Origin of the sequence: Roseibium sediminicola, from assembly GCF_023156505.1 — a bacterium.
In the GTDB taxonomy this organism is placed as follows: domain Bacteria; phylum Pseudomonadota; class Alphaproteobacteria; order Rhizobiales; family Stappiaceae; genus Roseibium; species Roseibium sediminicola.
Genome location: NZ_JALNMJ010000012.1, coordinates 1 through 13561, shown reverse-complemented (window position 1 = coordinate 13561; position 13561 = coordinate 1). Strand labels below are relative to the sequence as shown.

At 63.1% G+C, this 13561-nt stretch carries 12 protein-coding genes; 4 read left to right on the top strand and 8 right to left on the bottom strand.

What is annotated here, in order from left to right:
* The first annotated feature begins 2 nt into the window (after positions 1 to 2).
* The 4 genes from xdhC (at position 3) to maiA (ending at position 5019) form a co-directional block, all read left to right on the top strand.
* A complete protein-coding gene (gene xdhC, locus M0H32_RS16900) occupies positions 3 to 857 on the top strand; it encodes a xanthine dehydrogenase accessory protein XdhC (protein ID WP_248156109.1) in 855 nt (284 codons plus the stop codon).
* Between the two features lie 66 nt (positions 858 to 923).
* A complete protein-coding gene (locus M0H32_RS16895; protein WP_248156108.1) occupies positions 924 to 2507 on the top strand; it encodes a xanthine/uracil/vitamin C permease in 1584 nt (527 codons plus the stop codon).
* A 69-nt stretch (positions 2508 to 2576) separates the two neighbouring features.
* Positions 2577 to 3950 carry a guanine deaminase gene (gene guaD / locus M0H32_RS16890; RefSeq protein WP_248156106.1) on the top strand — a complete coding sequence of 458 codons (1374 nt, stop codon included), beginning with the start codon at positions 2577 to 2579 and terminating at the stop codon, positions 3948 to 3950.
* A 424-nt stretch (positions 3951 to 4374) separates the two neighbouring features.
* Positions 4375 to 5019 (top strand): maleylacetoacetate isomerase, encoded by a 645-nt coding sequence (gene maiA / locus M0H32_RS16885; protein ID WP_248156104.1) that lies wholly within the window; start codon positions 4375 to 4377, stop codon positions 5017 to 5019.
* A gap of 6 nt (positions 5020 to 5025) precedes the next feature.
* Here the strand turns inward: maiA and M0H32_RS16880 are convergent, their stop codons facing one another.
* The 8 genes from M0H32_RS16880 to M0H32_RS16845 all read right to left on the bottom strand — a co-directional run.
* Positions 5026 to 6807 (bottom strand): ABC transporter ATP-binding protein, encoded by a 1782-nt coding sequence (locus M0H32_RS16880; protein WP_248156102.1) that lies wholly within the window; start codon positions 6805 to 6807, stop codon positions 5026 to 5028.
* Positions 6808 to 6874: 67 nt separating this feature from the next.
* Positions 6875 to 7825, bottom strand: coding sequence for an acetamidase/formamidase family protein (locus M0H32_RS16875; protein WP_248156100.1), 951 nt, complete (start codon positions 7823 to 7825; stop codon positions 6875 to 6877).
* Positions 7815 to 9437 carry an ABC transporter substrate-binding protein gene (locus M0H32_RS16870; RefSeq protein ID WP_248156098.1) on the bottom strand — a complete coding sequence of 541 codons (1623 nt, stop codon included), beginning with the start codon at positions 9435 to 9437 and terminating at the stop codon, positions 7815 to 7817. The genes M0H32_RS16875 and M0H32_RS16870 overlap by 11 nt, the downstream gene beginning before the upstream one ends.
* Before the next feature lie 68 nt (positions 9438 to 9505).
* Positions 9506 to 10426, bottom strand: a complete 921-nt coding sequence (locus tag M0H32_RS16865; protein WP_248156096.1) for an ABC transporter permease — start codon at positions 10424 to 10426, stop codon at positions 9506 to 9508.
* A 2-nt stretch (positions 10427 to 10428) separates the two neighbouring features.
* A complete protein-coding gene (locus M0H32_RS16860; protein ID WP_248156095.1) occupies positions 10429 to 11343 on the bottom strand; it encodes an ABC transporter permease in 915 nt (304 codons plus the stop codon).
* On the bottom strand, positions 11321 to 11923 hold the full coding sequence (locus tag M0H32_RS16855; protein ID WP_248156094.1) for an ANTAR domain-containing response regulator: 603 nt from the start codon (positions 11921 to 11923) through the stop codon (positions 11321 to 11323). The genes M0H32_RS16860 and M0H32_RS16855 overlap by 23 nt, the downstream gene beginning before the upstream one ends.
* Positions 11920 to 13134, bottom strand: coding sequence for a transporter substrate-binding domain-containing protein (locus M0H32_RS16850; RefSeq protein ID WP_248156093.1), 1215 nt, complete (start codon positions 13132 to 13134; stop codon positions 11920 to 11922). Before M0H32_RS16850 ends, M0H32_RS16855 begins: the two co-directional genes overlap by 4 nt.
* A 197-nt stretch (positions 13135 to 13331) precedes the next feature.
* Positions 13332 to 13561, bottom strand: a 230-nt coding sequence (locus M0H32_RS16845; protein WP_248156092.1) for a hypothetical protein, incomplete at its 5' end; no start/stop codon positions are given.

Sequence of the window (13561 nt, the reverse complement as noted above, 5' to 3'; positions counted from 1 at the left end):
TCATGAGTTTGCGCTCCAGCCAGGCCGAGGACTTCTTCGGCTCCGCCACAAAGATCGTCCGGATCGAACTGACAAGGGTGCGCGGCTCCTCCCCGAGAGAAGCCGGCACGGAAATGTTCGTCAGTGCCGACAGGCTGTTCGGCACCATCGGCGGCGGTCAGCTGGAGCACATCGTCATCACCAAGGCCCGCACCATGCTGGCCGACGGAACACTTGAGACCCATCTCGACCTGCCGCTCGGCCCGGAAATCGGCCAGTGCTGCGGCGGCCGGGTGGAACTGGTGCTGAAACGCATGCGCCGGTCTGATGTAGACGACGCCCTAGGCCGGCTGCGCTCTGCCGAGAACGCGCTTCCCCACGTTTATGTCATGGGCGCCGGCCATGTCGGCCGGGCAATTGCCGATCTTCTGCAGCATGCCCCGGTCCACTGCGTGCTGGTCGACATGCGCAAGGAAGAACTGGCGCAGTCAAATGCTCGCGTCGACATGCGCCTGCGCGCCATTCCGGAAGTCGAGATCTTCAACGCGCCTGAAGGCAGTGCCTTCATCGTGCTGACCCACGACCACGGCCTCGACTTTCTGCTGACCTCGGCCGCGCTGGAACTCGGCCACGCGTCCTACGTCGGCATGATCGGCTCGGCGACCAAGCGCGCCAAGCTGCGGTCCTGGTGCCTCAGCCATTGCGACGGTCTTGAGATCGACCAGCTGACCTGTCCCATCGGTGCCGCCGGCAGCCGGGACAAACGCCCTGAAATCATTGCCGCTTTCGTGGCCGCCGAAGTTCTTGCCGCCCTGACGGCGGGAGACCTTGCGGCCGGCGGCAGGGAGGAGACTGCGCTGCTTCAGGCCGCGCAGTAAACCAACGGCCGGTCCGCCTGCGGGAGAGGGCGCGACCAGGTCTTTTTACCTGAAAGGAGACCCGATATGCGGGTTGGGAGGTACGACTACAAACTGTTCTCGAGGGGGGACTTCAGCGCCTTTTGGGCCCTGTTCACCGACAATCTCGTGAACCTGATGGTGCTGGCGGGGATCTGCCAGTTCGTGTTCCAGATGCCGGCCGAAATCGTCTACGGCAAGATCGTTCCCGGCGCGGCCATCGCGATCCTCGCGGGCGTTGCCGTCTATGTGCTGCTGGCGCAGCGCGCAGCCAAACAGCATGGCCGGGATGTCACCGCCCTGCCCTACGGCATTTCGACGCCGGTGATGTTCGTCTATCTCTTCGGCGTGATTGGACCGATCTACTGGTCGACCAACGATCCGGTTCTGGCCTGGCAGGTCGGCATCGGTGCCGGTTTCATGGGCGGCATCGTTGCGGCGCTCGGTGCGCTGGTCGGACCATGGCTGAAGAAGGTCACGCCGCGCGCGGGCATGCTCGGCACGCTTTGCGGCATCGCGCTTGTGTTCATCGGCACCGTGCCGCTGGCGACCGTGTTCGAGAACCCGTTCATCGGCTTTGCCTCGATGATCATCATCCTCTGGGGCCTGGTCGGCCGGTTCCGCCTGCCGTTCAACATTCCGGCCGGCTTGCTGGCGCTTGCCGTCGGCACGGTCGTCGCGCTTGCCATCGGCCAGTCGAAGGTCAGCTTCGAAGGTGTCGGCTTCTATCCGCCGGTGCCCTATTTCGGCGATCTTGTAGCCGGCATCCAGCACCTCTTCGCCCATCCGGAACTGTTCCTGGTCCTGGTGCCGGTGCAGATCTACAACTTCATCGAAACGATGAACAATGTGGAAAGCGCGGAAGCCGCCGGCGATCACTATCCGGTCGCCACCTGCCAGATCACCGACGGGGCCGGCACCATGATCGGTGCCCTGTTCGGCTCGCCCTTCCCGACCACCGCCTATATCGGTCACCCGGCCTACAAGCGCATGGGCGCCCATGCGGGTTACGTGATCGGCGTCGGCGTGGTCATTCCGCTGGCGGCCTTCCTCGGCCTGCTGGCCTTCCTGAACAACCTGATCCCCGTGGCCGCCGCCGCGCCGGTTCTGGTGTTCGTCGCCCTCAGCCTGATCACCAACACCGCCCACGCGGTGAAGACCGAGCACATGGCCGCCGTCACCATCGCGATGATGCCGCATGTCTCCAGTTTCCTGGTGATCAAATGGGGCTCCCTGATGGGTGCGCTCGGTGCAACCGGAGCCACCGGCATGCTGGCGCTCGGAGACCCGAAACTGACCGCGGCGCTTCTGCAGCAGGGTGCGCACTATGAGGGCCATCTTGCCCTCAGCCAGGGCGCGATCCTGACCGGGCTGATCTGGGGTGCGATCGTTGCCAGCGTCATTGACGGCAAGTTCCGCAATGCCGGCGGTTTCGCTTTCGCGGCCTTCGCGATGGCCTCGGTCGGCATCATCCACTCGTCAACTCTGCACTGGCCGGACCTTTCGACCGTCAGCCTCGGCTACCTGATCGCGGCCGCCTTCCTGTTCATCTATCCGATCTTCCATCGCGAAGAGACGATTGTGCCGGAAGCCGAACCGATTGCTCAGGCACAGCCCGCTCCTGGCGAGTGATCCGACCCTTCCAAACAATCCCTCGGGGCGGATCTTCCGCCCCGATTTTCCGATGACTGGAGCATACCAATGCAATCCGACCGCCTGCTGCTTCGCGGCCGCCTGCTTACCTTCAATTCCGAGCCACAGACGCCCGATGACACCTCCGCCTTCGACTATATCGAGGACGGCGCGCTCCTGATCGAGGACGGGATGATCCTCAAGCGCGGCACCTATTGCGACGTGGTTGCCGAGGCCGGCTGCGCGGATATCGTCGACCACCGGCCGAACTTGCTTATGGCCGGTTTCATCGACACCCATATCCATTTTCCGCAGGTCCAGATCGTTGCCTCCTGGGGCGCGCAGCTGCTGGACTGGCTGAACACCTACACGTTCCCGGAAGAAACCCGCTTTGCGAGCGAAGATCACGCCGCCGCAATGGCCTGCCGGTTCTTCGATCTTCTGACCAATCACGGCACCACTACCGCCGTTGCCTATTGCTCGGTGCACAAGGCCTCCGCCGAGGCCTATTTCGAGGAAGCCGAACAGCGCAACATGCGCATGATCGGCGGCAAGGTGCTGATGGACCGCAACGCCCCGGACGGCCTGCGCGACACGCCGCAAACCGGCTATGACGACACCAAGGCGCTGATCACCAAGTGGCATGGCAAGGGCCGCGCCTCCTACGCGATCACGCCGCGTTTCGCGATCACCTCGACACCGGCCCAGATGGAAATGGCCGGCGCGCTCGTTGCCGAGCATGCCGATTGTTTCGTGCAGACGCATCTGTCAGAAAACAAAAACGAGATTGCCTATACACTGGAGCTCTACCCGGAGGCCCTGGACTATCTCGACGTCTATCAGAGCTATGGTCTCTTGTCGGAGAAGATGCTGCTCGGCCATTCGATCCACCTGGAGCCGCGCGAGATCGATGCGCTTGCCGAAACCGGTGCCCGGCCGGTCTTCTGCCCGACCTCGAACCTCTTTCTCGGCAGCGGACTCTTTGACGATGCCGGCCTGAAAGCACGCGGTATCACCAATGCGATTGCCACCGACATCGGCGCGGGCACCAGCTATTCCATGTTGCAGACCCTCAACGAGGGCTACAAGATTCTGCAACTCCAGGACCAGAAACTGCACCCGTTCCGCGCCTTCCACTGGATCACCAGGGGCAACGCGGTGGCGCTCGGGATGGAAGACAGGATCGGCACGCTGGACGAAGGCACGGAAGCCGACATCGTTGTCCTCAATGCCCGTGCGACCGAGGCGATGGCCCTGCGCATGGAACGCGCCGAAACGCTGGCGGAGGAACTGTTCGTCCTGCAAATGCTCGGCGACGACCGCTCCATCGACGAGGTCTATGTCGCCGGCAAGGCGCAGAAGGGCAAGGCGCCGGAAATTGCCGCGCAGGCCGGCGGCCGCAAGGAACCGCCGGTCCGCGACAAGGAACTTGTTCTGGGCTGAGCCAACTTTGACCTTCCCTGCCGGATTTGCACCGAAGTTTGACTGCAGACACCGCCACGCTCCCTCTCCCATTGGGAGAGGTTACTCTGGGCCGCAGTTGGCGCTGTCTTAGTCTTCTGCTTTCCCGCTCGTCAGTCGTCACCCCGGGCGAGCAACGGAGACCCGGGGCCCACTCATTTCCAGAGCGGTTTGAGTGGGCAGCCAACCTTCCTCAAAATCTCTTTCGCTTCAGCAAGCGGTCCCGCGAGCGGGCCCCGGATCTGCGCTGCGCTTGTCCGGGGTGACACGCGGGAGGGGATCAGCATCACCTTTTCGCTCAGACCATTGGCGAATGCCCCTACGTTCCTCAACATCCGACACACACCCTTGCCAATTCCCTGCCGAATAGGTGTATCTATGCTCATTGCGTGTCCGGGAGGGTTTGATGGCAAAAGACATTGTTTTTTATGATTACTGGCGCTCGTCGGCGAGCTACCGGGTGCGGATCGCGCTCAATCTTCTGGGGCTCGACGCCGACTACCGCCCGGTCAATCTCTTGACCCGCGCGCATCTGGAAGAAGACTATCTGAAACTCAACCCGCAAGGCCTGCTACCGGCGATCATCATTGACGGCAAGACGCTGACGCAATCGCTCGCGATCATCGAATATCTGAATGCCACGATACCCGGTTCCCAGCTGCTGCCCGGCGACATTGACGGCCAGTACCGGGTGCGCCAGCTCGCTTACGCGATTGCCATGGAAATCCATCCGGTCTGCAATCTCGGCGTCGTCAAACATCTCAGCGACATCACCGGCGGCGGCGACGAAGCCAAGAAAGCCTGGATGCAGCATTTCATCGGCAAGGGCCTGGCCGCCTTCGAGGATCTTCTCGATGACACCGGCCCGTTCTGTCACGGCGACCGGCCGACCATGGCCGATTGCTGCCTGATCCCCCAGCTCTACAATGCCGAACGCTGGGGCGTGGACCTCTCGAGCTTTTCAAGGATCGCCCGCGTGGCGGACGCCTGCAACGCAATCGGCGCCTTCAGAAACGCCCATCCGGACGTCATCGGCGCGCCGCCCGCCTGACCGTTTTCAGGAAACGGCGACCAGGTGCCGGTCGCCGATATCCGAATAGCGCAACCGGTCGACCGACTGGCCGAGCGGCAGGACCGGTGACGGAATTTCCCCAGTCGGCACATCAAAAACATTTCGTCGCCGTTTCGGGTCCGGGATCGGCACGGCCTTCAAAAGCCGCCTGGTATAGTCATGCTGCGGGTTCTCGAACACCTGCCGGCGCGTGCCCATTTCCACGATCTGGCCGAGATACATGACCGCGATCCGGTGCGACACCTGTTCAACCACCGCCATGTCGTGGGAAATGAACAGGTAGGAAAGGCCGAGATCCTCCTGCAGCTCCTGCAACAGGTCCAGCACCTTGGCCTGGACGGAGACATCGAGCGCCGAGACACTCTCGTCGGCGATGATCACCTTGGGCGACAGCGCCAGGGCGCGGGCAATGCAGATGCGCTGGCGCTGACCACCGGAAAATTCATGCGGATGGCGCGCCATCGCATCGGCGGGCAGGCCGACCCGCTCGAACAGGGCACGGACCCGGTCCTTCAGATCGCTTCCCGAGGCCAGTCCGTGAATGACCAGCGGCTCGCCGACAAGGTCGCCGGCCGTCATGCGCGGGTCAAGCGAGGCATAGGGATCCTGGAAGATCATCTGCATGTCACGGCGCAGGCGCTTCTGCTGTTGCGCCCCGCCGATGCCCGCCGGAGTTCCCGCGATCCGAATGTCGCCCTCCCAGGCGACGAGGTCCATCAGCGCCTTGCCGATAGTCGACTTGCCGCAGCCGCTTTCGCCGACAAGGCCGAGCGTTTCCCCCGGTTCGAGCCGAAAGGACACCCCTTCGACCGCATGCACGCGCGATGTCACCCGGTTGAGCAGGCCGCCATGCAGGTCGAAGCGCACGACGAGATCCTCGACTTCCAGAACAGGCGGCTGAGACGAGTCCGCCTCCTTCGGCGCCGTGTCGATGCCCGTCAGCGCGCCCAGCTTCGGCACGGCGTCCAGAAGACCCCGCGTATATGGATCTGACGGTCGTTCAAAGACGTCGGCAACTGTGCCGCGTTCAACGATATGGCCATGATTCATCACGATCACCCGGTCGGCCATTTCGGCGACCACGCCCATGTCATGCGTGATCATGATCACCGCCGTGCCGAAATCGCGCTGGAGATCGCGGATCAGCTGCAGGATCTGGGCCTGGATGGTGACGTCGAGCGCCGTTGTCGGCTCGTCGGCGATCAGGATCTTCGGGTTGCAGGCAAGCGCCATGGCGATCATCACCCGCTGACGCATGCCACCGGAAAGTTCATGCGGATATTGTTTCAGCCGGCGCGCCGGTTCGCTCAGGCGCACTGACGTCAGCATCTCCAGGGCGCGCGCATCCGCCTCGGACCGTGAAACATCCTGGTGCGCGCGAATGGCCTCGCGCAACTGCCGGCCGACCGTCAGCACCGGATTGAGCGAGGTCATCGGCTCCTGGAAGATCATGGCGATATCGCCGCCGCGGATGCGGCGCATGGCGTCTTCGCCGATGCGGGTCAGGTCCTGCCCCTCGAACAAGACCTCGCCGCCGGACACCCGCGCCATCGGTTCGGGCAGCAGCCCCATGATCGACAGCGCCGTGATCGACTTGCCGGACCCGGATTCGCCCGCAATGCAGAGAGTCTCGCCGCGTTTCAGGTCAAAGGAGAGGCCCTTGACCACGGTCTTGCGGCCGGAGGGTGTTGCCACATCGGTTCGCAGGTCACGGACCGACAGAACCGTCTCATCAAGGGTGCTTGGGTCGTTGGGCGATAAGGACATCCGGAGCGGCCTGGTCTGGTTTCGTTTTGATTGATGCGGGCGGCGGCACCGGCCGCCGCCCGGCTTGCTACTGAAGCACGACCTTCGGGAAATAGAAGGACACGACCCAGTTGGGGGCATCGACGATTTCCGAGATCCTGAGATCGCCGCAGACCGAACACAGCATATAGGCATCAACCGCGCTGTAGCCGTGACGGGCGCTCAGGAGGTCGATCATGCCGGAGACCGCGGCCTGGGCCCCCTCATAAAGATCGGTGCCAATGCCGGTGGTGACCTCATAGCCCATTTCGTCGAGATGACGGGTCACCGGACCCGGGGTCTCGAAACGCGGCATCTTCAGATCCGCACCCTTGATGAGATCAAGACCGATCACCGTGTTCATCGGGCTTTCGATGGCTGTGCCGCAGACCTCGCCGTCCCCCTGGGCGGCGTGGGTGTCGCCGATGGAAAACAGCGCTCCGGCGACTTCTACCGGCAGGTAGAGCGTCGTTCCGGCGGCCAGATCGCGGATGTCCAGATTGCCGCCCACCCGCCGAGGCGGCACGACGGAATGCAGGCCCGGCTCGGCCGGGGCTACGCCGATTGTGCCGGCAAAGGGTTTCAGCGGCACCTTGCCGAACGGGGCGAAGGCGGAGGTTCCCAGCTTGTCCTTGTCATAGGACCAGACATGCAGCGCCGGATCCTTGAACTGGTCGGCGAGCAGGCCGAAACCCGGAATGTTGGCCGTCCAGCCGAAGCCGGACGGCTTGAACTCATGGATCTTGACGATCAAAGCGTCCCCGGGCTCGGCCCCATCCACATAGATGGGGCCGGTGACCGGATTGACCTTGCCGAAATCCATCGACGCGACATCCTCGACGGTGCTCTCCGGGGTCAGTTGCCCGGCGGAACTGTCGAGACACTGAAATTCCAGCACCGTGCCCGGTGCCACCGTCTCGGCCGGGACATTGGAATTGTCCCAGCCGAAATGGTGCTGTGCCGCATGGATCGTGTATGCGGCCTTGCAGTTACTGCACATCTTTTGCCCAAACGTAGTCGTAGTTGACGGGGATGTGGACCGGATCGACGAAGATGGCATCGGGACCACCCAGCCGCTCCGACCGCATCGTGAAACGCTGCTCGTGGAAGACCGGCGCCCAGGCGGCGTCGTCCATGACCGAAATGAAGATCTTGCGCCAGGCTTCCTCGCGCTCGGTCTTTTTCGCCGGATCGGTCATGCTGTCGGCGGCGATTGCCTGCTTGTCCAGCTCCTCGTTGCAGTACCAGGACCAGTTCCAGCCGCCCTTGACCGCACCATCGCAACCGAGGATCGGGCCGTAGAAGTTGGACGGGTCCGGGAAGTCGGCGATCCAGGCCATGCCGCCGGACCAGATCATCGGCGCCTGATCTGGTTCCCCGCCGGCTGCAATCACGTTGGCCTGGGCCAGTGCCTTGATCTCGGCCTTGATGCCGATTGCGGCGAGATCCGCCTGGATCGACTGGGCAATGCGCGGGTTCGGATCGGTGTTGAAGACATAGAGTTCCGTCTCGAACCCGTCGGCGAGACCCGCTTCGGCGAGCAGCGCCTTGGCCGCGTCCGGATCATACGGATAGCCTTCATAGGCTGTGTCATAACCCGGCATGGTCGGCGGCAGCGGCTGGTTGGCCGGAACGGCGCGGCCGTTGATGATGCGCACGACCCGGTCCTTGTTGATGGCCATATTGACGGCCTTGCGCACATTCAGGTTTTCGAAAGGCGGCATCTTGACGTTCATGGTGACATAGCCGGTGTGCAGCTGGCCGCCCTCGATGATCAGGTCCTTGTATTGCGGGTCCTTGGTCACCTCGAGGAATTTCGCCGGCGGAATGCCGTCGCCCGGAATGTCGGCTTCGCCGCGCTGCAGGCGCAACAGGGCAACGATCGGCTCCTGGCCGACCTCGAAGGTGATTTCGTCCAGACGCGGCACGCCGGCGCGCCAGTAGTTTTCGTTGCGCTTGAACACAAGCTTCTGGCCAAGCGTCCAGTCTTCCAGCGAAAACGCCCCCGATCCGACCGGATGCTTGCCGAAATCGGCGCCCCATTTCTCCACTTCCTCTTTCGGCACGACGGAGGAGAAGTTGATCGCCATGACATGCAGGAAGGTGGCGTCCGGGCGCGACAGTTCGATCTTGACGGTCAGCGGATCGACCACGGTCACGCCTTCCAGGCTGTCCGCTTCACCGGCGGCTACGGCGTCAAAGCCCTTGATGGAGCCGAAAAAGCCGGCGCCCGGGCTCTGGGTTGCCGGATTGGTGACGCGGTCGAGGGAATATTTGACGTCCTCGGCGGTGAGCGCCCGGCCGTTGTGGAAGGTGACGCCGTCGCGCAGCTTGAAGGTGAACACCGTGCCGTCGTCGGAAATCTCATAGCTTTCCGCCAGGTCCGGCATCAGGTTGGTGGTGCCCGGCTCGTAATCCATCAGGCCGTCGAACAGGCTCTTGATCATCGACCAGTTCTGCCAGTCATAGCCGATGGCCGGATCGAGCGTGGAAACGTCGTCCTTATAGGTGACGGTCATCGATCCGCCCTGCTTGATCTCGTCCGCCAGGGCGGGTGTGAGAGCGGTGGCGGCAAGAAGGGCCGCGGCCCCTGCCCAGATTGCAGTTTTCATAGTCCTACCTCCGGTTGGTGATGTGCCGGGCCGCTCTGCTGGCGGTTTTTCCGGCGGTTTGCCGCGCGTCAGCGCAGCTTGATCCTCGGATCAATCAGGGGAGCGATCAGGTCGGCGAGGAAATTGCCGAGCACGATCGCGCAGGCGGACACCAGCGTGACGCCCATGATGATGGGGATGTCGACGCGCTGGATCGCCTGCCAGGCGAGCTGGCCGATGCCCGGCCAGCCGAACACGCTTTCAACGACGACGATGCCGCTCATGAAGAGGCCGATATCGATGCCGATCATGGCAATGACGGGCAGCAGCGCATTGGGAAGGGCGTGGCCGAACAGCACCTGCCAGCGCTTCAGGCCCTTGGCCCGCGCGGTGCGGATGAAGTCCTGGCGTAGGACGTCGATCATCGACGAGCGCATCATGCGCGAGTACCAGCCCGCGCCCAGAAATCCGAGCGTCAGCGACGGCAGCACCATATGCATGAAGGTGCCGTAGCCGCCGATCGGGAACCAGCCGAGCTGCACGGCGAAGACATAAAGCAGGAGGATGCCGATCACGAACTGGGGCGAGGACACGCCGACAAAGGACAGCACCATCAGGCTGGTGTCGGTCGCGGTGTTGCGTTTCAGGGCCGCGATCAGCCCCATGGTCAGGCCGATGACCAGTTCGCAGACGATGGCGCCGAGCATCAGCAGAAGCGTCGCCGGCAGGCGCGACCAGATCAGCGTGCCGACTTCCGTCTTCTGCAGGTAGGAGCGGCCGAGATCGCCCTGCACCAGGCCGCTCAGATAGCGAAGATACTGCTCGTAGAACGGCAGATTGAGACCGAGCTGCTCGCGGATATTCTCCACCGTCTGAGCGCTCGCGCTGCGGCCGGCGATCTGACGCGCCGGGTCGGCCGGGATCAGGTAAAGCAGGATGAAGGTCAGGAAGGAAATCCCGATCAGGATCATCAGCGACTGCAGCACGCGCCGCAGGACATAACCGGCCATGATCAGTGCCTCCCCTTCTGGGTCGGGTCGAGCACTTCGCGCAGCGCGTCGCCGATCAGGTTGAAGCCGAGCGCCAGGGCGATGATGGCGATGCCCGGGAAGAACACCAGCCAGGGCGCGGAGGTGAAATAGGTCTGGTTCTCGTAGATGATGTTGCCCCAGGACGGGGTCGGCGGCTGCACGCCGATGCCGAGATAACTGAGCGTGGCCTCCAGCAGAACCGTGGTCGAGATGCCAAGCGTGCCGAAAACCAGGATGGTCGACAGGAGATGCGGCAGGATGTGCCGGAACAGGATCCGCGGAAGGCCGGCGCCCATCGCCCGTTCGGCCAGGATGAATTCCCGTTCGGACAAAGACCTTGTCTCGGTATAGACCACGCGGGCCATCTGCACCCAATTGACCATGGCGATCACCATGGCGACGATCCAGAGCGAGGGCCGGAACAGGGCGGCCAGCGTGATCGCCAGGAGCAGGGCCGGGAAGGCCATCATCAGGTCGGTGAAGCGCATCAGCACGGTTTCGACCCAGCCGCGGAAAAACCCGGCCAGAATGCCGACCAGCGCGCCGACCGCGACCGCGATGCCATTGGCGACGATGCCGATGATCAGCGAGGTCTGCGCGCCGTAGATCAGCCGCGACAGCAGGTCCCGGCCGAGAAGATCGGTGCCGAGCCAGAAGGTTTCGTTTGGCGGCAGCGGCGCGCCTTCCAGCGTCAGACCCTCGAAGAATTGCTCCGCCGGATCGAAAGGGGCAACCAGGGGCGCGAACACCGCCGCGCCGACGATGATACCGATCAGAATGAGCGCGAAGACGGCCAGTTTCCGGCGCAGCACCCGCGCGAGCACGCCCATCGGCCTGTCCGGCGTTGTCTCTGTCATGGTCTCGGGCATGGCATCAGGCTTTGCGTCGGCCGTCATGCTGCCCTCCCGTGCGGCCCAGAAGACCGAGCGCCACGTCCTCGATGGTCTGCCGGCTCGCCATGGCCATGTCCTGCAGCAGCTTGTAGGCGGTGGCGGCATCGCCGCCCTGGTGCTGCATCAGCAAGAGGATTGCCTCAGCCACTTGCGGACGGCAGGCCAGGCGTGTCTCCAGCCGGGCGATGCGCTGCTCGGACGCCTTGCGCATGGCAAAGGTCTGGGTGGCAACAACAAGCGCGCCGTAGACGCCGCTGGAGGCGATCGGCTTGCTCAACTGGGCGATGGCGCCGCGCCGGATGGCCCATTCGACCCGCCCCGGCGCCTCGCTGCCCATCAGCGCGATCATTGGCATCGGATGCTCTTCCACCGGCCAGGGGAACTGGCCATCGTGGCCGGCATCGGCATCGAAAATGACCAGGTCCGACTGGCGCGCCGTCTCCGGCAGGTCCGGCCAGACCGTTTCAACGTCGATCCCGAGACGGCCCAGCTGACGGTAGACAGCATCCCGGTCCGCATGCGGCTTGTGCAGGATGATGGCCGACCAGCCGCGGAAACTCGGGGTCCGGAACAATGTGCTCATGACGACACCAACCTCAGTTTCGGGGTGTTGCCGTTGTCCGCAGCGGGCTTTTCGGTTGGCAGGCCGGCAACGCTGTCGAGAGGGTCGTAATGCACCAGATAGGGGTCCGGCGCGAGCGGGCCCGGTGTCTTTTCCAGGATGCGGAAACGCGACCGGCCATTTTCTGCTCCCGGAGCCTCAACCACGGCGACAAGCGGCTGCAGATAGGCATGCTGGGTCTGCGGATCGATGCGAATGTCCCGCAGGGGCGTTGCATGGGACTGCCGGCAAAGCTCGGCCAGCACGATATCCGGGTCCTCGGTGCGACAGGCGGCAATGGCGCGGGCGAGCAACCAGACAGCTTCGTAAGGAGCGACAAACATGGAAGAAATGGCCGTGTCCGGACCGCGCAATCCCTCCAGACGTTTCAGGAAGGCAGCGTTTTCAGGCGTGTCCAGGGTTTCGAAATAGGTCGATGTCGAGATCAGCCCGACGGCCGCCTCGCCGAGCTCTGGCAGTTCCGCCTCGGTCAGATTGCAGGACAGGATCGGACAGCGGTCCGGTGCATAGGCGCTGTCTTCCGCGGCAAGCTGTTTCATGGCGCGCAGGAAGGCGTAGCTGCTTTCGCCGATCAGGTTGTTGAAAATGAAATCCGGCCGCTTCTCGCGGATTTCCGCGATCAGGTGATCGATGTTTTCGTCGCCGATGGCGACATAGCGCTCGCCCAGGACTTCGCCGTCGCAACCGGCCAGCAATTCACGCGCGATCCGGTTGGTCTCCCAGCCCCAGATGTAGTTGGAGCCGAGCAGAAACGCCCGCCGTCCGGCTTCCGGAACGATATGCCGGAACAGAGGCACAACCCCCTGGTTCGGACAGGCGCCCGTATAGACCACCCGGTCGTGGCTCTCGAAACCTTCATATGGCGTTGTGTACCAGAGCAGGCCGCGGCCCCGTTCCAGAACCGGTAGAACTTCCTTGCGGCTGGAGGAGGTCTGGGTGCCTATGATATGGCGGCAGCCGGCCTCGCGCAGCATCCGATCGGCCTCGACCGCATAGTTTTCCGCCGCCCCCTTCGGATCGCCGTCGACCGGCAGAAAGCGGAAGTCGAAGAGGCCGGAGGCATTGATCTCGTCGATCGCGATCCTTGTGCCCCAATAGCCTTCCTGGCCGATCAGCGCATAGGACCCCGATTTAGAAAACAGAACACCAACCGGAATTTCCCTCAAGGCCATGCCCATTCCCCTATCCGGCGTCCCAATCCATCAGACTGTGTACGACCGGGCATAAAAAAGCCCCGACCCGCAGGTTGGTCCTGCGACAGATCGGGGCGCGATTGCCATGCGGCTGAACGATTGCCGCTATCTATCTTCAAGGATTGCCGATGCGCGTTGTCTTGTCAATTGCTTCAATGCTCAAAGAATCGGCACACTCAAATTGCCGCCACGACAGCGCTTTCTTTGGTTTTGACCGTCCAGCAGACGATCTTTTTCATGCGTGATTGTTTTCTGACCAAGGCACATTGCCTTGGCTCCCCCCCGCCAAACGTCAAAAAGCCCGCAGGTTTGTACCTTGCGGGCTTTTTTTGATTTTGTTTCGGTGTGAGGATTTGAGTTTTTGTCCTGGGCTTCGGGCTTCGCGCTTCTTGGGGCGCCTGGTCAG

Excerpts from the sequence above, each read along its gene's own strand:
- M0H32_RS16875 (WP_248156100.1), bottom strand. The coding sequence starts at position 7,825 with ATGTGCAGTAACTGCAAGGCCGCATACACGATCCATGCGGCACAGCAC.
- M0H32_RS16880 (WP_248156102.1), bottom strand. The coding sequence starts at position 6,807 with ATGTCCTTATCGCCCAACGACCCAAGCACCCTTGATGAGACGGTTCTG.
- M0H32_RS16895 (WP_248156108.1), top strand. The coding sequence starts at position 924 with ATGCGGGTTGGGAGGTACGACTACAAACTGTTCTCGAGGGGGGACTTC.
- maiA (WP_248156104.1), top strand. The coding sequence starts at position 4,375 with ATGGCAAAAGACATTGTTTTTTATGATTACTGGCGCTCGTCGGCGAGC.
- M0H32_RS16870 (WP_248156098.1), bottom strand. The coding sequence starts at position 9,437 with ATGAAAACTGCAATCTGGGCAGGGGCCGCGGCCCTTCTTGCCGCCACC.
- M0H32_RS16850 (WP_248156093.1), bottom strand. The coding sequence starts at position 13,134 with ATGGCCTTGAGGGAAATTCCGGTTGGTGTTCTGTTTTCTAAATCGGGG.
- M0H32_RS16865 (WP_248156096.1), bottom strand. The coding sequence starts at position 10,426 with ATGGCCGGTTATGTCCTGCGGCGCGTGCTGCAGTCGCTGATGATCCTG.
- guaD (WP_248156106.1), top strand. The coding sequence starts at position 2,577 with ATGCAATCCGACCGCCTGCTGCTTCGCGGCCGCCTGCTTACCTTCAAT.
- xdhC (WP_248156109.1), top strand. The coding sequence starts at position 3 with ATGAGTTTGCGCTCCAGCCAGGCCGAGGACTTCTTCGGCTCCGCCACA.
- M0H32_RS16860 (WP_248156095.1), bottom strand. The coding sequence starts at position 11,343 with ATGACGGCCGACGCAAAGCCTGATGCCATGCCCGAGACCATGACAGAG.
- M0H32_RS16855 (WP_248156094.1), bottom strand. The coding sequence starts at position 11,923 with ATGAGCACATTGTTCCGGACCCCGAGTTTCCGCGGCTGGTCGGCCATC.